The 20054-nt window shown below is 69.1% G+C and carries 16 protein-coding genes; 5 read left to right on the forward strand and 11 right to left on the reverse strand.

The window, feature by feature from the left end; translation table 11 throughout:
- Positions 1 to 6: 6 nt before the first annotated feature.
- The 8 genes from murD to mraZ form a co-directional block, all read right to left on the reverse strand.
- A complete protein-coding gene (gene murD / locus AB0P21_RS05760; protein WP_363693980.1) occupies positions 7 to 1446 on the reverse strand; it encodes a UDP-N-acetylmuramoyl-L-alanine--D-glutamate ligase in 1440 nt (479 codons plus the stop codon).
- A complete protein-coding gene (mraY, locus tag AB0P21_RS05765) occupies positions 1443 to 2519 on the reverse strand; it encodes a phospho-N-acetylmuramoyl-pentapeptide-transferase (protein ID WP_363693981.1) in 1077 nt (358 codons plus the stop codon). The genes murD and mraY overlap by 4 nt, the downstream gene beginning before the upstream one ends.
- Positions 2516 to 3925 (reverse strand): UDP-N-acetylmuramoyl-tripeptide--D-alanyl-D-alanine ligase, encoded by a 1410-nt coding sequence (gene murF, locus AB0P21_RS05770; RefSeq protein WP_363693983.1) that lies wholly within the window; start codon positions 3923 to 3925, stop codon positions 2516 to 2518. Before murF ends, mraY begins: the two co-directional genes overlap by 4 nt.
- The gene (locus AB0P21_RS05775) at positions 3922 to 5463 is read right to left on the reverse strand and encodes a UDP-N-acetylmuramoyl-L-alanyl-D-glutamate--2,6-diaminopimelate ligase (RefSeq protein WP_363693984.1); all 1542 of its coding nucleotides are present in this window, start codon (positions 5461 to 5463) and stop codon (positions 3922 to 3924) included. The genes murF and AB0P21_RS05775 overlap by 4 nt, the downstream gene beginning before the upstream one ends.
- Positions 5464 to 5513: 50 nt before the next feature.
- Positions 5514 to 8114, reverse strand: a complete 2601-nt coding sequence (locus AB0P21_RS05780; protein ID WP_363693986.1) for a penicillin-binding transpeptidase domain-containing protein — start codon at positions 8112 to 8114, stop codon at positions 5514 to 5516.
- Positions 8115 to 8118: 4 nt separating this feature from the next.
- Positions 8119 to 8712, reverse strand: coding sequence for a hypothetical protein (locus tag AB0P21_RS05785; protein ID WP_363693988.1), 594 nt, complete (start codon positions 8710 to 8712; stop codon positions 8119 to 8121).
- Positions 8712 to 9692, reverse strand: coding sequence for a 16S rRNA (cytosine(1402)-N(4))-methyltransferase RsmH (rsmH, locus tag AB0P21_RS05790; RefSeq protein WP_363693990.1), 981 nt, complete (start codon positions 9690 to 9692; stop codon positions 8712 to 8714). Before rsmH ends, AB0P21_RS05785 begins: the two co-directional genes overlap by 1 nt.
- A gap of 277 nt (positions 9693 to 9969) precedes the next feature.
- Complete coding sequence (mraZ, locus tag AB0P21_RS05795) at positions 9970 to 10401, reverse strand: division/cell wall cluster transcriptional repressor MraZ (RefSeq protein WP_363693992.1); 432 nt, start codon at positions 10399 to 10401, stop codon at positions 9970 to 9972.
- 304 nt (positions 10402 to 10705) lie between these two features.
- Here mraZ and AB0P21_RS05800 point away from each other — a divergent pair, with 304 nt between their 5' ends.
- The 3 genes from AB0P21_RS05800 to AB0P21_RS05810 are packed head-to-tail and all read left to right on the forward strand — an operon-like array spanning position 10706 to position 15312.
- Complete coding sequence (locus AB0P21_RS05800; protein WP_363694429.1) at positions 10706 to 11659, forward strand: AAA family ATPase; 954 nt, start codon at positions 10706 to 10708, stop codon at positions 11657 to 11659.
- A gap of 3 nt (positions 11660 to 11662) precedes the next feature.
- Positions 11663 to 12949 (forward strand): DUF58 domain-containing protein, encoded by a 1287-nt coding sequence (locus AB0P21_RS05805; protein ID WP_363693994.1) that lies wholly within the window; start codon positions 11663 to 11665, stop codon positions 12947 to 12949.
- Complete coding sequence (locus AB0P21_RS05810) at positions 12946 to 15312, forward strand: DUF3488 and transglutaminase-like domain-containing protein (protein WP_363693995.1); 2367 nt, start codon at positions 12946 to 12948, stop codon at positions 15310 to 15312. Before AB0P21_RS05805 ends, AB0P21_RS05810 begins: the two co-directional genes overlap by 4 nt.
- A 16-nt stretch (positions 15313 to 15328) precedes the next feature.
- Here AB0P21_RS05810 and AB0P21_RS05815 read toward each other — a convergent pair whose 3' ends face one another.
- From AB0P21_RS05815 to AB0P21_RS05825, 3 genes are all read right to left on the reverse strand, one after another.
- On the reverse strand, positions 15329 to 15907 hold the full coding sequence (locus AB0P21_RS05815) for a GNAT family N-acetyltransferase (protein WP_363693996.1): 579 nt from the start codon (positions 15905 to 15907) through the stop codon (positions 15329 to 15331).
- A gap of 160 nt (positions 15908 to 16067) precedes the next feature.
- Positions 16068 to 16532 carry a DUF3040 domain-containing protein gene (locus AB0P21_RS05820; RefSeq protein WP_363694431.1) on the reverse strand — a complete coding sequence of 155 codons (465 nt, stop codon included), beginning with the start codon at positions 16530 to 16532 and terminating at the stop codon, positions 16068 to 16070.
- Between the two features lie 244 nt (positions 16533 to 16776).
- The gene (locus tag AB0P21_RS05825) at positions 16777 to 17523 is read right to left on the reverse strand and encodes a methyltransferase domain-containing protein (RefSeq protein ID WP_363693997.1); all 747 of its coding nucleotides are present in this window, start codon (positions 17521 to 17523) and stop codon (positions 16777 to 16779) included.
- 120 nt (positions 17524 to 17643) lie between these two features.
- Between AB0P21_RS05825 and AB0P21_RS05830 the strand changes: the two genes are divergently transcribed.
- Both AB0P21_RS05830 and AB0P21_RS05835 read left to right on the forward strand, forming a co-directional pair.
- Positions 17644 to 19353: a right-handed parallel beta-helix repeat-containing protein gene (locus tag AB0P21_RS05830; protein ID WP_363693999.1), complete on the forward strand. Its 1710-nt coding sequence runs from the start codon at positions 17644 to 17646 to the stop codon at positions 19351 to 19353.
- 72 nt (positions 19354 to 19425) lie between these two features.
- Positions 19426 to 20046 carry an NAD(P)-binding oxidoreductase gene (locus AB0P21_RS05835; protein ID WP_363694000.1) on the forward strand — a complete coding sequence of 207 codons (621 nt, stop codon included), beginning with the start codon at positions 19426 to 19428 and terminating at the stop codon, positions 20044 to 20046.
- Positions 20047 to 20054 lie beyond the last annotated feature (8 nt).

Here is a 20054-nt window from a genome sequence, read left to right on the forward strand (position 1 = left end):
ATCAGCTCAGCGGTCGCCCAGCCGCAGTACGGCTTCGGCGAAGGCGTCTCCGCGGGCTCCATAGTTGGCGAACATGTCCCAGGAAGCGCAGCCCGGCGCGAGCAGCACGGTGTCCCCCACCTGTGCCAGCTTCGTCGCCTCCCCCACCACAGTCTCCATGGCTCCAGTGTCCGTTGCCTCCACGACGATCACCGGGACATCCGGCGCGTGTCGGGCCAGCGCTTCGGCGATCACGGCCTTGTCCTGACCGAGCAGCACGACGCCGCGCAACCGGTCCTTGGCCGCCTCGACCAGCTCGTCGAAGGTCGCTCCCTTGGCCTGGCCGCCGGCGATCCAGACCACCGGGTCGTAGGCGAGCAGCGACGCCTGGGCGGCGTGCGGGTTGGTGGCCTTGGAGTCGTCCACATAGTTGACCCCGGCAACCTCACCGACGGCCGCGATCCGGTGCGCGTCGGGCCGGAACACCCGCAGCCCGTCCCGGACCGCCTTCGCCGGTACGCCGAACGCCCGCGCCAGCGCCGCAGCAGCCAGCGCGTTGGCCACGTTGTGCGGAGCGGGCGGCGTGATGTCCGCGATCGTCGCGAGCTCCAGCGCGGAGCTGGCCCGCTGCTCGACGAAGGCCCGGTCGACCAGCAGTTCGTCGACCAGCCCGAGCATCGAGATCGCCGGCATCCCGAGGGTGAAGCCGATCGCCCGGCAGCCCTCGATCACGTCGGCCTCGGCGACCAGTTCCTCGGTGGCCGGGTCGGCGACGTTGTAGACGCAGGCGACCTGGCAGTTCTCGTAGATCTTGCCCTTCGCCTGCGCGTAGGCGTCCATCGAGCCGTGCCAGTCGACGTGGTCGGGCGCGAGGTTCAGCACGGCGGCCGAGTGCGCCGACATCGAGTCGGTGAAGTGCAGTTGGTAGCTGGACAGCTCGACCGCGATCACGTCGTACGGCTCGGGGTCCATGACGGCTTCCAGCAACGGAAGCCCGACGTTGCCGGCGGCGATCGCGCGGTGGCCGGCGGCGGTCAGGATGGAGGTCAGCATCTGCACCGTGGTGGTCTTGCCGTTGGTGCCGGTGACGCACAGCCAGGGCGCCGCGTTGGCGGGATCGCGCAGCCGCCAGGCCAGCTCGATCTCGCTCCAGACCGGGATCCCGCGCTCGACGGCGGCCGCGAGCAGCGGCGCGTGCGGCGGGATGCCGGGTGACGTGACGACGATCTCGACGTCGGCCGGCAGTTCCGCGGTACTGCCGGGGCCGAGCTTGATGACGGCGCCCAGCGTCTCGAGGATCAGCGCCTTCTCCCGCAGCGCCTCGCTGTCGCGGTCGTCGAGCACCGTGACGTGGTCGGCGCCGGCCTGAATCAGCGAGTCGGCGCAGGCGTACCCCGCCGTACCGAAGCCCAGTACGACGAACCGCGTCGTCGCCCAGCCGTCGTCGGTCCGTGTCGTGAGGCTCACTGCGCCACCCATTCCGCGTAGAACAAGCCCAGCCCGGTGGCGACGCACAGACCGGAGATGATCCAGAACCGGATCACCACGTTGACCTGTTCCCAGCCGAGCATCTCGAAGTGGTGCTGCAGCGGCGCCATCCGGAACATCCGCTTGCCCACCCCGCCGGTCTTCTTGGTGATCTTGAACCAGCCGACCTGCAGGATCACCGAGGCGGTGATGATGACGAACAGGCCGCCGAGCAGCAGCACCAGCAGCTCGGTCCGGGTCATCACCGCGAAGCCGGCCACCGCGCCACCCAGCGACAGCGAACCGGTGTCGCCCATGAAGATCTTGGCCGGCGACGCGTTCCACCACAGGAACCCGAACAACGCGCCGGTCAACGCGGCCGCGACCACCGCCAGGTCGAGCGGGTCGCGGACCTCGTAACACTTGATCTGCGGCGCGGTCTTGCAGCTCTGGTTGGACTGCCAGATGCAGATCAGCGTGTAGGCGCCGAACACCATCATCGAGGCGCCGGTGGCCAGCCCGTCCAGACCGTCGGCGAGGTTGACGCCGTTGGACATCCCCGCGATCAGCAGCAGGATCCAGATCACCACCAGCACCGGAGCCAGGTGCAGCCAGGAGATGTCGCGGATGAAGGAGATGAACGGCGAGGCCGGGGTCTGGCCACGGTCGTCGGGGAACTGCAGGGCCAGGATGGCGAAGGCGACCGCGATCATCGTCTGGCCGGCCAGCTTGGCCTTGCTGCGCAGGCCGAGGCTGCGCTGCCGGAAGATCTTGATGAAGTCGTCCAGGAAGCCGACCGCGCCCATCCCGGCGAACAGGAACAGCACCAGCAGCGCCGACGTGGTCGGCACCTTCCCGGTGAACAGCTTCGCGACGAAGTACCCGACGATGGTGGCGATGATGAAGACGGTGCCGCCCATCGTCGGCGTACCGCGCTTGGTGTGGTGCGAGGTCGGGCCGTCGTCGCGGATCTCCTGGCCGTAGCCGCGCTTGGACAGCAGGTTGATCGCCAGCCGGGTGCCGAGCAACGTGAGCACCATCGACACGGCGCCCGCGAGCAGGATCGAGATCACTGCGAAGCCTCCTCGAGCAGGGCGGCGGCCAGTCTCTCCAGACCGGCCGCGCGGGATGCCTTCACCAGCACCACATCACCCGGCTGCAGTTCCTTGCGGAGCAACTCCAGCGCTCCGTCGATGTCGTCGACGTACGCCGACTCGTTCCCCCACGATCCTTCCAGGGAGGCCCCCAGATGGATCGGGCGGGCTGCCTCGCCGACCGCGACCAGCCGGTTCACGTCCAGCCGGACGACCAGCCGGCCGACGCCGTCGTGCTCCTCGGTGCTGGTGTCGCCGAGCTCACGCATCTCCCCCAGCACCGCCCAGGTGCGGCCGCCTCCGGTCTGCGCGGCGCGGCTGCGGCCGATCGCGACCAGCGCCTTGAGCGCGGCGCGGACCGAGTCGGGGTTCGCGTTGTAGGCGTCGTTGATGACCGTCACGCCGTCGGCGCGCTCGGTCACCTCCATCCGCCACTTGGAGACGGTCGTCGCGGCGTTGAGCCCGTCGGCGATCTGCGCCGGCGTCAGCCCGACAGCCTGTACCGCGGCCGCGGCGGCCAGCGCGTTCGACACTTGGTGCTCCCCGACCAGCTGGAGCTGTACCGCGTGCTCCTCGCCGCCCAGGTGCAAGGTGAATCCGGCCCGGCCGAGCGGGTCGAGCTCGATCCCGGTGGCCCGGACGTCCGCGTCAGGCGTCTCGCCCCAGGTGACCACGGTCTGCTCGGTCCGGCTCGCCATCGCGGCGACCCGCGGATCACCGGCGTTCAGTACGGCGGTACCGCCCGGCAGCACGGCCTCGATCAGCTCGCCCTTGGCCACGGCGATCGCGTCCTGGCTGCCGAACTCGCCGATGTGCGAGTAGCCGACGTTCAGCACCAGACCGACCTTCGGAGGCGTGATCCGGCACAGGTAGGTGATGTCCCCGACGTGCCGGGCGCCCATCTCGGCGACCAGGTAGCGGGTGGTCAGGTCGGCCTTCAGCGCGGTGAGCGGGTGCCCGATCTCGTTGTTGAGCGACCCGACCGGCGCCACCGTCGGCCCGTACGACGCCAGCAGCTGGGCGATCAGGTCCTTGGTGCTGGTCTTGCCCTGCGAGCCGGTCAGGCCGATCACCGTCAGGTCGGGCAGCTGGGAGACGACGTACCGGGCCAGCTCGCCGATCGCGATCTGCGCGTCGGCGACCACGATGCAGGGCGAGCCCTCGACCGGCCGGGTGGTGATCGAGACCGTCGCGCCGGCGGCGGTCACCGCCGGGACGTACTCGTGCCCGTCCACCTTCTCACCGGCGAAGGCGACGAACAGCCCGCCCGCGGTGATCTTGCGGGAGTCGATCTCGACGCCGGCGTCGACGACGGCGGCCGGGTCGGCGCCGACCAGCTCACCCCCGACGGCTTCGGCGATCTGAGCACAACTGACGGGAATCACAGGGTTGCCTCTCGCGTCGCCGCGATCAGCTCGCGGACGGTCTGCCGATCGTCGAACGGGTGGATCACGCCGTTGATCTCCTGGCCGGTCTCATGGCCCTTGCCCAGCACCAGCACGGTGTCACCGGGGCCGGCCAGCTCGATCGCGGTGGCGATCGCCTGCCGGCGGTCACCGATCTCCTGCAGATCCACACCCGGTACTGCGGCCCGCGCGCCTGCGACCGCCGTGGCCCGAATGGCCGCCGGGTCCTCGCTGCGCGGGTTGTCATCGGTCACGATCACCACATCGGCGGCCCGGGCTGCCGCGGCGCCCATCGCGGGCCGCTTGCCGGGGTCACGGTCGCCGCCGCAGCCGACCACGGCGTACAGGCGGCCCTTGGTGGCCGTTCGCGCGGCGCGCAGGGCGAGCTCGACCGCGTCCGGCGTGTGCGCGTAGTCGACGATCACGCTCAGGCCGTCGGCCCGGGTGAAGGTCTCCATCCGCCCCGGTACCGCGGCGTTCTGCAGCCCGGCGGCGATCGCCTCGGCCGGTACGTCGATCTGCCGCAGCATCACGGTCGCCAGCAGCGCGTTCGCGACGTTGAAGTCGCCGGGCAGTCCGATCTCGACGGTCAGCGCCTCGTCCGGGCCCTGGATGTCGATCACCGTGGTGCCGTGCTCGGACTGGTGCGTTCCGCCCACGGTCCAGTCGGCGTCCCGGGTGGTCGAGACGGTCACCAGCGGCACTGTCGTCTGGGCGGCGAGACGGCGGCCGTACTCGTCGTCGATGTTGACCACAGCCAGGTCGCAGCGCTCGGGCGTGAACAGCGACGCCTTGGCGGCGAAGTACTCCTCGAAGGTCTTGTGGAAGTCCAGGTGGTCCTGGGTCAGGTTGGTGAACCCGGCGACCGCGAACCGCGCGCCGTCCACCCGGCCCATCGCCAGCGCGTGGCTGGAGACCTCCATCGCGCACCAGTCGACGGACCGCTCCCGCATCACCGCGAACAACGCCTGCAGGTCGGTGGCCTCCGGCGTGGTCCGGGCGCTCTTGACCGCCTCGTCGCCGATCCGGGTCTCGATGGTGCCGATCAGGGCGGACCGGCCGAGATTCCGCAGGACGGAGTCGAGCAGGAAGCTCGTCGTCGTCTTGCCGTTGGTGCCGGTGATTCCCAGCAGGCGCAGGCCGCTGGTGGGTTCGCCGTAGATCTGGCTGGCGACGGCGCCGAGCACCGCGCGCGGCTTGGCCGACACCAGAACCGGCAGGCCGGTGGCTCGCGCCCGCTCCTCGCCTTCCGGGTCAGTGAGTACAGCGACCGCGCCGGACGCCTGCGCGTTGGCGGCGAAGGCGGCTCCGTGCGTCACCAGGCCCGGCAGGGCGGCGTACAGGTCACCGGGGTGGATCGACCGGGAGTCGAGCGAAACACCGGTCACGGAGACGTCAGCGAGGTCCGTCGAAGCCTGGGCTCCGGCGGTCTGGACGAGGTCGGCGAGGCCGACCGGCACGATCCGTTGCGGCCTGATCGCGGCAACGGCTCCGCCTGCGGCGGTTGGGGAGGACACGGGCCCAGAGGCTACCGCTCCGGGCCCTGCGACACCTACCTGACCCTGCGTCACCACTTGATCGGCACGGCCGGCGCCTTCACGCCGGTCGGCGGTACGACGTACTTCTGCAGCGCGTAACTCATCACGTCCCGGAACACCGGACCTCCCTGGAAACCGCCACCACGCCCGTTCGTCGGGTTCTGCAGTACGACGTACGTCACGAAGCGTGGGTTGTCGGCAGGGGCGAATCCGGCGAAAGAAGTGGCCCAGCGCTTGCCGTAGCACTTGCAGGTCGGGTCGACCTCCTGCGCCGTACCGGTCTTGCCGGCGATCCGGTAGCCCGGGATCGCTGCCTGGAGCGCCGTACCGCCCTCGGAGGTGACTGCCTCCATCATCGTGGACACCTGCTTGGCGGCGTCCTCGCTGACCACCCGGCGCGGCGGCGCGGTCTCGCTCGGGAGGTCGTTGCCGTTGCTGTCGACGTAGTTCTTGACCAGCTTGGGCGGCATGTAGAGACCGCCGTTGGCGACCGCGTTGACGGCGGCGGTCATCTGCACCGCGTTGACGGCGATGCCCTGGCCGAAGGCGACGTTCGAGCGGCTCAGCTCGGGCCACTCGTCACCGGCCGGCATCCGGCCCCGGGTCTCACCGGGGTAGTTCAGCCCGGTCGGAGCGCCGAACCCGAAGTCGTGCAGGTACTTCACGAACTGCGGGATCCGCATCTGCTGCGCGGCCAGGATGGTGCCGACGTTGGACGACTTGGCGATCACACCGGCCATCGTCAGTTGCAGGGTGCCGTGCGGGAACGCGTCCTTGATGGTCCGCCGGTCGACCTCGATCGTGCCGGGCACCTTCAGCTTGGTGTCCAGCGAGATCAGGCCGGCGTCGGCCAGCGCGGCCATCGTGACCACCTTCTGCACGCTGCCCGGCTCGTAGGAGACCTCGAGCGCGTTGTTCTTCAGCACGCCGTTGCTCAGCGCGCCGGACGGCAGCGCCTTGTTCGGGTCGTAGGTCGGGTAGTTGGCCATCGCCAGGATCTCGCCGGTCTTGCGGTCCATCGTGACCACCGAGCCGGACTCGGCCTTCCACTTCTTGACCGCCTCCTCGATCCGCTTCTCGGCGAACCACTGCAGGTCGGAGTCCAGCGTGAGCTGCACGCCGACGCCGGGCTTGGGCTCCTCGACGGTGTGGTCGGCGTTCGGGATCTTGTTGCCCTTGGCATCGACCTCGTACATCGCCTTGCCGTCGGTGCCGGACAGCTTGTCGTTCAGCGCGTACTCCAGGCCGGCCAGGCCCTTGCCCTCCTTGCCGAGCACGCCGACCACGTTCGCGGCGACGGTGCCGAGCGGGTGGTTCCGGACCGGGTCGGACTCGGTGTACAGGCCGATCAGGCGCGGCGCCCAGGTCTCCTTGGGCTTGCCCTTGTTGGCCTTGGCGATGGCGGTGTTCTGCAGCTTGATCTCGGCCTCGATCGCGTTCCACGCCTGCGGGGTGACCTGGTGCGCGAGCTGCACGTAGCGCTTCTTCAGGGTCAGGTCGGCGTAGAACTTCGCGTACGGGACGGTCGGGATCTTCGCGGTCAGGATGGTGGCCAGCTGCGCCGCGACCGGTGCGGTCTGGGTCGGGTCGGCGGTGATCAGCAGTGCCTCCTCCGACACCGACAGCGGGATCCCGTTGCGGTCCAGAATCGAGCCGCGGGTCGCGTGCAGCTCGAACGGCTTGGTGTTCTCCTTGGTCGCGGCGAGCGCGTAGGAGTCCGGGTCGACGCCCTGCAGCAGGATCAGCCGGCCGGCGAACAGCGACAGCACGAAGGCCATCACGCCGAACGTCACCCGCAGCCGGAGCGCCGGGCGCCCCAGCTTGAGGGTGCGCGGCGGCTTCTTCACCTTGGGCTTGCTCGGTGGACGTCTGTTCTGCGGCGGACGTCGCCTGGGGCCGTCGCCTGTGGGTCGCTTGCGCGGTGGCTCGCCTGTACGCCTTGGCGCGCTAGCAGCTTTCACTGGACGCGCTGCAGCAGCCTTCTTCGCCGTACGGCGAGGTGCGTCGCCCTTGCGCGGGTCGGCAGCAGACGGCCGCCGCTGCCCGGCCTTGCGGGCATCAGCCCCGCTGACGGTCTTACGTGCAGCGCCGCCTGAGGTACTGCGCGCAGTACCGCTTGCAGACTTGCGGGGCTCGCCACTACCGCTTGCGATCTTGCGGGGCTCGCCGCTACGGCTCGTGGCCTTCCGGGGCTCACCTGCCCGGCCAACAGCCTTGCGTGGCTCTCCACTGCGGCTGGCGGACTTGCGAGGCTCTCCCGTTGCCTTGCGCGGTCCGTTCGCCGCCTGACGCTCGCCGGGCGCTGCCCGGCGGCCATCGGCGCCGGGCCCGGCCCGCCCGTCCGCGCCGCGGCGTGGCGCCGGAGCGCCGGACTCCCCGGCGGCAGGCCGCGAGCGGCCGGCGCCCGCACGGGGATCACCCTTCCGGGGAGCACCCCCTGCGGCGGACCCACGCTGGCCGGCGTCGCCGGCGGGCCGCTTGCGGGGTGGCTCGCCGTCGGGGCGCGGAGTACTGGAACGGGTGCTGTCTGTAGCGGACGGACGGCGTGGTGGCGTGGCCCGGCGCGGGTTGTCCCGGCCGGAGTCGCCGCCACGCTTGCGTGGCGGCTCGCTGCCCCGTCGCTCCGTCATCCGATCATCCCCCGGTGGTCGTGTTGGCCCCTGTCACCGGCGGCTTCTTGATGGTCGTCGCCGGTGGCTTCGTGGTCGCCGGCGGCTTGGTGGCCGTGGCTGGTGGCTTCGTTATGGTCACCGGCGGCTTCACCGGCGTGCTCGGTACGACGGGTGTCGCGCCGGGCAGGGTCGGTCCGAACATCGCCGCGGCCGTTCCTGCCTTGCCCTCGGCCGGCAGGCCGAGCACCTGGCCGTCCGACAGCCGCAGGAAGACCGGGTTCGGGTTCGGCACCATGCCCATCCGCACCGCCCGGTCCGCCAGGTTCTGCGGCGACTCCAGCGTGCGAACCTGCCGCTCCAGCAGCTCCTGCTGGTCGCGCAACTGGTTGGCCTGGGAGTTCAGGCTGGTCACCTGGAACGTGCCGCGCTGCAGCTCGGTGTTGAGCAGCAGCAGGCCGACCAGGCCGGCCGCCAGCAGCGCCACCACGAAGATGACGAACGGCATCCGCGGCGGCCGGAACGGCGCCCCGTAGACGACCCGGAGCTTCGGCTCCTGCTTCTTCGCCGGCTGCGCGGGCGTGACCCGTGCCTTCGACGGGCTGAACACAGTGCTCATCAGGCCACCAACCCCTTCTCGCGTACGCGCTCTGCCGCTCGGACCCGGGCCGATGCGGCCCTCGGGTTCTCGGCGACCTCTTCTTCTGTCGGCTTCTCCGCTCCGCGAGTCAGCAACTTCAAATACGGCTCATGACCGGCCGGGATCACCGGCAGGTCGTCCGGCACGTCGCTCTTGGCGCCGGCCGCCAGCGTCTGCTTGGCGATCCGGTCCTCGAGCGACTGGTAGCTCATCACCACGATCCGGCCGTGCCACGCCAGTGACCCGACCGCGTTCGGCAGCGCGCGGCGCAGTACCTCGAGCTCGCCGTTGACCTCGATCCGCAACGCCTGGAAGGTCCGCTTGGCCGGGTGTCCCCCGGTTCGGCGGGCCGCCTGCGGGATCGAGTCGCGGACCAGTTCCGACAACCGCGCACTGGTGGTGAACGGCTCGGTCTCGCGGGCCTTGACGATCCGGTCCGCGATCCGGCGGGAGAACTTCTCCTCGCCGTACTGGAACAGGATCCGGGCCAGGTCGGCCGAGCTGTAGGTGTTCAGGATGTCCGCGGCCGTGGTCGGCGCGGTGCTGTCCATCCGCATGTCCAGCGGCGCGTCCTGCGAGTAGGCGAAGCCACGGTCGGCCTCGTCCAGCTGCATCGACGACACACCCAGGTCGAACAGGATGCCGTCGATCGCGGGGATGCCGAGGGTGTGCAGCACCTGGGGCAGTTCGTCGTACACCGCGTGCACCAGCGAGATGCGCTCGGCGTACGGCGCCAGCCGGTCGCCGGTCAGCCGGAGTGCCTCGGGATCGCGGTCGAGGCCGACCAGGCGGATCCCGGGGAAACGCTGCAGGAAGGCTTCGGCGTGTCCGCCCAGTCCGAGGGTGGCGTCGACGAGAACGGCACCGGGGTGCTGGACGGCCGGCTCGAGCAGGGCGATGACGCGATCGAGCATGACGGGGACGTGGCGTCCCTCTGCTCCGCGCTCTGCACCGTCCATCTCGACCCTTCCATTGCCGCGGGGAGCGACCCTGCCCCCGCGGGTTCTCTGTGAACTGCTGTACTGCCGTGCCGTGCTGTGCCGGGGCGGTGGCGTCGGGAATGGTGCGAGCTGATCGGAGTCAGCGAATTCGTCCGGTCAGATCGCGGGTACGCCTTCCGGGGAAGTACCAGTGGCCTTGGCGCCGGGGAAGTGACGCCAACACCCTGGTCGGAAGTCGGACCCGTGATCTCACCGGACGGCGGCGCTATCTCGGTCCTACTCAATGGACACAGGATCAGAAGATGCCGGGCAGTACCTCCTCGGACAGGTCGGCAAATGCCTGCTCCTGCGCCGCGGAGTACGTGTTCCAGTTCTCCGTGTTCCAGATCTCCACCCTGTTCATCGCCCCGATGACGACACAGTCGCGATCCAGCCCTGCGTAATCGCGAAGCATCGGCGGGATGGTGACCCGGCCCTGCTTGTCCGGCACCTCGTTGGAGGCGCCGGCGAACAGCATCCGCAGGTAGTCCCGGGCACCCTTGTTGGTGATCGGAGCCTGCTTCAACTGCTCGGTCATCTGCACGAACTCGCTTTGGGGCCACACCGACAGCGAACGCTCCTGTCCACGGGTGATCACCAGACCCTCCGCAAGTTCGTCGCGGAACTTCGCCGGCAGAAACAACCGGCCCTTGTCGTCGAGCTTGGGGAAGTGCGTTCCAAGGAACACGCTCCACCTCCCCGTTGCGGACTCTCCGACTCAGGTCGAGCTTGTTGTCCACCATTTCAGTACCACTGCGCTCCACCTTACTCCACTTTGCCCCACCGTCAACCAAATTCACCCCGTTTCGCTCCCCCGTACGCTGGAGGTCACGACAGCGCGACAACCGGTGAGGGCAATTTCGATGAACGCCGAAACGACTGGTAACGAAACGCACGGAGATCTAGGCCCGACCCCCACGCCGGGTCAGAATGAGTCGGCCATCAACCAATGGGGAGGACCTAGGGTGAGCACCACCGCGACCAGTTCGGCCATGGATTTCGACGAGCTGACAGAGGTGGCGGGACGGGTCCGCCGAGCCATCGAGACTGTGATCGAGGGCAAACCCGATGTGGTCGAAGTAGCCATCACGGTGCTACTCGCCGAAGGACACCTGCTGATCGAGGACGTGCCGGGCGTCGGCAAGACGATGCTGGCCAAGGCGCTGGCCAAGTCGATCGACTGCACCGTGCGCCGGATCCAGTTCACGCCGGACCTGCTTCCGTCGGACATCACCGGCGTGTCGGTCTTCAACCAGGAGGTCCGCGACTTCGAGTTCAAGCCCGGCGCGGTGTTCGCGAACATCGTCGTCGGTGACGAGATCAACCGCGCCTCGCCGAAGACGCAGGCCGCGCTGCTGGAGTCGATGGAGGAGCGCCAGGTCACCGTCGACACCACGACGTACCAGCTCGAGGCGCCGTTCATGGTGATCGCGACGCAGAACCCGATCGAGATGGAGGGCACCTATCCCCTCCCCGAGGCGCAGCGCGACCGCTTCATGGCCCGGCTCTCGATGGGCTACCCGGAGGCCGCCGCCGAGCTGCGGATGCTCGACGGGCACGCCGCCGCCGAGCCGCTGCTGAACCTGCAGCCGGTGACCGACGGGCAGCAGATCCTCCGTCTGGTGAAGACAGTGCACTCGGTGCACGTGTCGGAGTCGGTGAAGGAGTACGCCGTCGCCCTGGTCGGTGCGACCAGAAGGTCCCAGGAGCTGCGGCTGGGCGCCAGCCCGCGTGCGACGCTGCACCTGGTCCGGGCCGCCCGGGCCGCTGCCGCGCTCGACGCACGGGAGTTCGTCCTGCCGGACGACATCCAGGAGCTGGCCGTGCCGGTCCTGGCCCACCGGGTACTACCGGCCGCCGAAGCCCACCTCGGTGGACGTGGCGCGGCCGACATCATCTCCGGGCTCGTGGCTTCGGTGCCGCTGCCCCGCACGCGTCGGGACTGAGACATGCGGCAGGCACTGCGCGGGCTGACCACCCGGGGGCGGGCGTTCGTCGCTGCCGGTATCACTGCTTCTCTGTGCGCGTTGCTGCTCGGCCAGAAGGACCTGCTGCGGGTCGGCATCCTGCTGGTGGCACTGCCGCTGGTGGCAGCGCTCGTCGTCGGCCGGACCCGGCTGCGCCTGCAGGTACGGCGCAGCCTGGCTCCGGACCAGGTCCCGGTCGGGACCCAGTCCACCGTCGAGCTGACGCTGTCCAACCAGGGCCGGATGCCGGCCGGGCTGTTGCTGCTGGAAGACCGCATACCTTATGTACTGGGGCACCGCCCGCGGTTCGTGGTCGACCGGGTCAGCCCGAACTGGAAGCGCACGGTCACCTACCCGGTGAAGTCCGATGTCCGGGGGCTGTTCCAGGTCGGTCCGTTGATGCTGACGGTGGCGGACCCGTTCGGCCTGGTCGAGACGAGCAGGACGTTCACCCGCAGCCAGCACCTGCTGGTGACGCCGCGCGTCTACCAGCTGCCCGAAGTACGGCTGGGTGCTGATCGCGCGGGTGCCGGCGAGAACCGGCCGCGTGCGATCGCGTCGGCGGGTGAAGAGGACGCCACTGTTCGCGAGTACCGCGACGGCGACGACCTGCGCCGGGTGCACTGGCGGTCGACCGCGCGCCGCGGCACGATGATGGTCCGCCGCGAGGAGCAGCCCTGGCAGAGCCGGTGCGCCTTGTTCCTGGACGCCCGCACCATCTCGCACCACGGCCACGGGCCGTCGTCCAGTCTCGAGTGGGCGGTGAGCGCGGCGGCCTCGGTGGGCATCGACCGGATCCGGCGTGGCTACGTCACCACCCTGCTGGGCGGGCCGACCACGCTGTCGGCGATCAGCCACCGCAGTTCGACCGCCATCCACCAGCCGCTCACCACGCAGCAGTTGCTGACCGAGTGCGCGACGGTGGAGGAGCACAAGTACGCCGAGATCGGTCCGCTGCTCACCGTGGACCGGCACATCCAGGAGCCGAGTCTGGTGGTCGCGATCGTCGGCGCCTGCAACTCCGAGGACGTCACCTCGCTCAATCGCTGGCGGACCAGCCAGGCGACCGGGGTGGCGCTCTTGCTCGATGCGGCAAGCTGGTCGGTGGGCGCGGAGGGTACCGAGAAGGCTGCCCGCCTCAGCGCCGCCACTGATGCCACCGAGAACGAACTGCGCCGCAACGGCTGGCGGGTCGCCAGAGTGCAGCGCGGAGACCATCTCCCGACCGTGTGGTCCACCCTCGGACTACGGAGCGGAAGGATCGCATGACCGGTCACGTCAGGATCTCCCTCGCCGCCTGGGCGGCGACCGTGCTCGGCGCCCTGGTGCTCACGCCGGTGTTCTCCGGCCCGTTCCTGTTCATCAGCGCCTTCCTCTGCGGGGCGGTCACCGGCATCGGGATCCTGCTGCAGAACCTGCGCGCGCCGCGGTTCGTCGTACCGGTCGTGCAGTTGCTCGTCCTGGTCGAGCTGATCTCGCTGTTCTTCCTCCGCGACACGATGCAGTGGGGCATCCTGCCCTGGCGGGACACGGCTCTCGCGTTCAACCAGCAGATGGTTGACGCGATGGACTCCATCAACCGGTACAGCGCTCCCCTGCCGGCCGAGCGGCACCTGCTGCTGTTCGCGTCGTCGGTGATCGCCGTTGCCGGGCTGCTGATCCACCTGATCGCAGTACAGGTCCGGCAGGCTGCGTGGGCCGGCCTGCTGCTCCTGACGATGTACACGGTGCCTGCTGCGACTGTGCACGGCGGTTTGCCCGCTCTGCTGTTCATCCCGCCGGCCCTCGGCTACATCGTGCTGCTGTCGGCGGAGGGGCGCACCAGACTCAGTCGCTGGGGCCGCCGGATCTCCGGTGTGTCACACCTGGACGCCGCTGAGCCGATCGAGGCCTCAGCGCTCGGGCAGGCCGGGCGGCGCATCGGCCTCAGTGTGGTCGCCCTGGCCGCGTTGCTGCCCGCGCTGATCCCCGCACTGCCGGAAGGCGTGATCGGCAACGGCCTGTCCGGTGGTGGCGGCGGTTCGGGAGTCGGCGCGGTCATCGCGGCGAACGACCCGATGCTGGACATGGGCAAGAACCTCAAGCGCGGCGACAATGTGGACGCGCTGACCTACACCGGCGGCCCGGCCGAGGGCACCTACCTGCGGCTGACCGTTCTCGACTTCTTCGACGGCAACGCCTGGCGGATGTCGCAGCAACGGGGCGAGGGCCAGCGGATCGGCAACACCGCGGTCAGCCCGCCGACCGGCTACAACGGCGATCTCGGCAAGGTGCCGCAGAACAAACTCAAGGTCGACGTGAGCCGGAACTTCCGGTCGGTGTTCGCGCCGGTGCCGTACCCGCTCCGGACGATCTCGCTGAAGAAGAACTGGAAGTTCGACGCGTCCGCGCTGGACGTCCAGTCCACCAACGGCCAGGTCGTCGGCGGCCAGGACTACAACCTCAGCTGGTACGACCTGAAGCCGGACCCGCAGGTGCTGAACGACAGCGTCACGATGGGCGAGCCCGACCAGGTCACCAGCGATCTCCCCCGGGACATCGGCCGGTTGTCCGACCTGGCCAGAGAGGTCACCGCCGATGCGAAGGGCAACCACTACCAGCAGGCAGTGAAGCTGCAGGAGTGGTTCCGGTCGGGTGACTTCACCTACAGCACCGCGACCGACAGCCAGAGCGGCATCAGGGCGCTGTCGGCGTTCCTGCTCGACAACAAGACCGGGTACTGCGAGCAGTTCGCGACCGGGATGGCCCTGTTGTCGCGGACGCTCGGCATCCCGTCCCGGGTCGTCGTCGGCTTCATGCCGCGGCCGGCCGACAAGGACAACAAGCACATCGTCAAGATGCACGACATGCACGCCTGGCCGGAGCTGTACTTCGAAGGCGTCGGCTGGGTCCCGTTCGAGCCGACCCCGGCGAGCCGGATCGCGAGCACGCCGGACTGGACGCAGCCGGGCAGCGCGGTCACCCCCAACCCGACCACCGCGCCGACCACCGCACCGACCACGCCGGGCGCCACCGAGGACCCGGGAATCTCCAAGCCCAACCCCCGCGGCAACCTGCCGGACGACAGCGGCCTCGGCCCGATCGACGGCGGCAACTGGTTCACCAACGGCGGCGGCAAGATGATCGGCCTGGTCCTCGCGGTGATCCTGCTGCTCGGGATCCCATGGCTGATCCGCACGCTGACCCGGCGCCGGCGCTACAGCCGCCCGCCGAGCCGGATCGGCATCGAGGGCCTGTGGGCCGAAGTCCGCGACACCTCCCGCGACCTCGGTCTGGAGTGGTCGGAGATCTCCACCCCACGCCAGATCGGCGAGTGGCTGGTCTCCAAGCTCCCCAAGGAGACGCACCCGCAGGCGCTTCGCCTGGCCCGCGGCGTCGAAGCCATGCGGTACGCCGGTCTGGACGACACGTTCCCCGACCTGCGCACCGAAGCCGAAGCGGTCCGCAAGGCCCTCTGGCAGGACGTCCGCCTGGTACGCCGCTGGCGAGCCCGGCTGCTGCCCCCGTCCTGGCGCTGGTACCTCAACCGAGGCAGCGCCGAGGCGTCGGACCTGCTGGACGAGTTCGATCTGCTGCTGGCCCGGATCCGCTCAGCAGTAATCCCCCGCCGGGCAGGACGGCACGCCAACTAGCTGCGGACACAACTGGTTAGATCTCCGCGCGCATGACCCACCGCCACTTGGCGATCTGACGGTCACGCACGAACCCGAACTGCTCGTAGAGCTCCTCCGGACCGGTGTGCAGATAGGCGCCACGCTGCGGCTTGCGGTCGATGGTCTGCTCCGGATAGGCCTCGACCACGCCGCCGCCTGCAGCCTGGATCGCATCCAGTGCGCCCTTGACGGCTGCACGGGCGACGCCGCTGCCCCGGTAGCGGCTTCCGGTGAAGATGCACCCGATCCGCCACGCGGGCAGCTCTGAGGCACCAGCGGCGTACTTGGCCGGGTTCTTGATTCTGGGAAGCTCCGCCGGGCTTCCGTACTGACACCAACCCACGCAAGTGCCGTCCGCGTCGTAGACGAGGATCTGGTGCGCCGTGCCGGCGTCCACGTGAGCGCGCTTCGCAGCGCGGTTGCGTTCAGCGCTGTGCGGTTCCTCGCCGAAACCCTCGACATGGAAGCCTATGCACCAGCAACCACCCCACACCCCGTTGTTGGCCTCCACCAAGGCACAGAAGTCGTCCCAGGTCTCCGGCGACAACGGCCGAGTCGTGTAAGTACCAGTCACCTGGACTCTTCCTTCGTCAGCTCTGCGGATCGAAGCTACCCCGGCCAGGGAGCAGCGGGCAGCCGACAGCGGCGGACGAGCGGCGCGTACGCAGTACCAGGCAGATGCAGAACCACACCCGGCGCCGAGCGCTCGGGTGTGGTTCAGGAAGCTCGGACCGTCAGAGGTCCTCGTCGCGGCGCCGGCGCCAGCGATCTTCCATCCGCTCCATGAAGCTCCCGGACGAGTCGTGTTTGGTCCGGTGGCGCTTCGACTGCGGCGGTGGTGGCGGTAGGTCGTCACCGTCGCTGGCGTTGCTGATCCGCTTCATGCTCAGCGCGGCAACGTAGAGACAGGCGACCATCACCACGAAGCCGATCACTCCGATGATGGTGTTGGGAACGATCGCACCGGTCATCAGAACCACGATGCCGAGCACGAATCCAACGCCGGCGAGCACTGCCCGGCGCTTGTAGTACAAGCGCACATTGGTGCCTCGCATGGCGGAAACAAACTTCGGGTCTTCCGCAGCGAGGGCACGTTCGAGCTGCTCGAACTGGCGCTGCTCTTCTTCCGAGAGGGGCACCGTCGATCCCTCCATGGTGAGCGCGATCTCGATAGGCCGAGTCCAGTCTAGGCCGACCATGCGGTCCACGAAACCCTGACCGCCTCTCCCGCGCGTCACGGTCCGGCAACTCCGCGCTGTAGCCGCCCTGCCGGGACCGGTTTCAGCGCTCGGACACGCCTTGTTTGCCCGGCGTGTCGGCCACGGGACGGACACACCAGGTAACCATCTTTTGAGCAGCCGTTAGCGTCCGGTAAGCCATTCCCGCGACCTTCCGCCGGAGGACGAACGCTTGACCTCCGGCAACCGGCCGTCGCGAGCCCGCTCAGCGGGTGGCGAGGATGTGCAGCTGAGAGGCCAACGCCCGGAACGCCGGGTGCTGACTGGCGGCTCGTTCGAGCTCGGCGAGGGTTTCGGAGGCGCCCGGCTCGGAGTCGACGAACGCGGCAGGCACCAGGTCGGCGAAGGTGCGGACACCGTGCACCGTGTGCACCATGAAGCCGGCCTCGGCGAGCTGGCCGATGATCCCGACCTCGTCGAAGCGCCGCGGCATAGGGTCGGTCGGTCCCCACCGGCCATCGGCGTCCTGCAACGCGACCCGCGCCTCGGCGAGATGCCCGGCCAGCGCCCGGGCCAGCACCACAGCGTTGCGCTGGGCAACCAGGAGGCTCAGCACGCCGCCTTCGCGCAGTACGGAGCGCATCGCCTGCAACGCCTGGACCGGGTCGTCGACGACCTCGAGCACGCCGTGGCAGAGCACCGCGTCGGCACTCGACTCACCGGCGATCTCGGGCAGCTCGGCGGCATCACCCTGCACGCCGCGGACAAGCTTGCTGACACCCTCGTCCGAGGCACGCCGCTCGAGCGAGGCGAGCGCGTCGGCACTGGGGTCGACCACGGTGACGCGGTGCCCCTCGACCGCCAGCGGTACGGCGAAACCGCCGGTGCCACCGCCGAGATCGACAATGTCCAGACCTGCTCCGGGGTCGATACGCGCCCGGCCCGCGAGCGCCACCCGGAGCGCCTCGGCGACCAGCGCCGTTCGCACCGAACGCCGACGTCGGTCGACCATCCTGAAGTCCTCCTCGACGACAACACCACTTCGGCCACACCCTACTTGCCGACCACCGGCCGGCCGCTCACCACCACCGCCGTTCACGGACCACGCAACGGCCAAGGAATCATGGCCGCCATGTCCTTACTTGTCGACGTGGTTGCGTTCGGCGCCGATCCCACCGGGCAGGCCGACTCCGCACCAGCGGTCGCCGCGGCGCTGCGTCATGCCAGGTCGCTCGGCCAACCGACCCGGATCGTCTTCTCCGAAGGCACCTTCCAGCTGTACCCCGAGCAGGCCGAGACGCGTGAGCTGTATGTCTCCAACACGGTCGGCGCCGATCCGCGGTACCGCGACAAGAAGATCGGGCTGCTGGTCGAGGACATGCACGACGTCACGATCGACGGTCGCGGCGCGAAGCTCGTCTACCACGGCCTCCAGACCGCGTTCGCCGCGATCCGCTCGTCCGACGCGACCTTCACGAACTTCTCCTTCGACTACGCCGCCCCGAAGGTCATCGACGTCACCGTCACCGAGACGGGCGTGACTGACGGCCGCGCGTACCGCGTCCTGACCATCCCCATCGGCAGCCCGTACGCCGTCGCCGACAACCACATCACCTGGCTCGGCGAGCTCAGCCCCGCCACCGGCCGGCCGTACTGGTCAGGCGTCGACGGGCTCGAGTACACCCAACTCCACGACCCCGCAGCACAACGAACCTGGCGCGGCGACAACCCGCTGTTCACGGACGTCGCCGCGATCACCGACCTCGGCCGGCGCCGGATCCGCATCGACTACACAACCGGTACGCCGCCGCGCGACCTCGGCCTCGTCTACCAACTGCGGCAGATCGAACGCGAGGAGCCGGGCGCGTTCATCTGGGAGTCGAAGAACGTCACGCTGCGCTCGATCAACGCCCACTATCTCCAGACCTTCGGCGTCGTCGGTCAGCTCAGCGAGAACCTCACCATCGACCAGGTCAACTTCGCGCCGGACCCGGCGACCGGCCGGACGACGGCATCGTTCGCCGACTTCGTGCAACTGTCCGGGATCAAGGGCGACGTCACGATCACCGGCAATGTCTTCGACGGCCCGCACGACGACCCGATCAACATTCACGGCACCTACCTGGAGGTCATCGGGCAGCCCGGGCCACAGACCCTCACGCTCTCCTACGAGCACCCGCAGACGGCAGGCTTCCCGCAGTTCTACCCCGGCGACGAGGTGGAGCTCGTCAACAAGCTCACGTTGTTCCCGCTGGACAACGGCCGAGCGGTGGTCACTGCGGTGGACGGCCCCAGCGGCAAGGACCACAGCAAACCGCTGACCACGATGACGGTCACCTTCGACCGGCCGCTCCCCACCGGCATCGAGCTCGGCGGCACGGTCGCGGAGAACATTACCTACACGCCGACGGTCGTCATCTCCGGCAACACCTTCCGCAACGTCCCGACCCGCGGCGTTCTGGTCACGACCCGCAAACCGGTGCTGATCAGCGACAACCGCTTCGAGGCGATGTCGATGGCCAGCATCTACATCTCGTCCGACGCCTACCAGTGGTACGAGTCCGGCCCGGTCACCGACGTGACGATCCGCGACAACCACTTCGTCGACCCGGCCGGCCCGGTGATCTTCGTGGAGCCGACCAACCGCTCGATCGACCCGGCGAGCCCGGTGCACCGGAACATCACCGTCGCCCGGAACACCTTCGAGATCGCCGACGTCACCATCGTCAACGCCAAGAGCGTGGCCGGCTTCCACTTCACCAACAACACCGTCCAGCGTTTGGATGGTTCTGACGCGCAACCGCTGTTCGTCTTCCACGGCTGCACAGACGTCCAGAGTTGATTGCACACTGGTTAATCCAGCCTTGCCTAGATTGCATTTGAAGTTACGGCTCCCGGCTCATAGCGTCGAAGTATGAAGATCGCTGTTCTTGGCTCCACCGGACAGACCGGCCGACTGCTGGTCACTCGCGCACTCGACCGCGGACACGAGGTGATCGCCCTGGCCCGCCGACCGGATCAGGTGCCTTCAGCAACGAACTTGCAGATACTCCGGGCCGACGTCTCCGACCCCGGCAGCATCGCCGCCGCCGTCGAGGGCGCTGACGTAGTACTGAGCGGCCTGGGCATCACCAAGAAGCAGGACCCCGCGATCCTCATCGACGGTGCCCGCCAGCTCGCAGCGGCCGCACCCCGCGTCATCTGGCTCAGCTCGCTCGGTATGGGCGCCACAGTAGGAGCCTTCGGCCCCTTCACCGGCGCTCTCCTGCACCGCGTCCTGCACCACGAGTGGGACGCCAAAGATCTCGCCGGCCGCGCCATCCGCGACGCCGGCGGCACCACCGTGTACGCCGGCCGCCTCACCGACAAGCCCTACCAGGACAACGGCCGCCTCATCCAAGCGACAACCTTCGAGCCCCGAATGATGCCGCCCACCGCACCCCGTGCAGGCATCGCCGCCCTAATGATCGCGGAAGCCGAAGACCCGCAGTACGCCGACTCGGACACCATCGCCCTGTTCGGCAACTCTCACTGAAGTGCGCG

Source organism: Kribbella sp. NPDC056861 (genome assembly GCF_040687575.1).
GTDB lineage: Bacteria > Actinomycetota > Actinomycetes > Propionibacteriales > Kribbellaceae > Kribbella.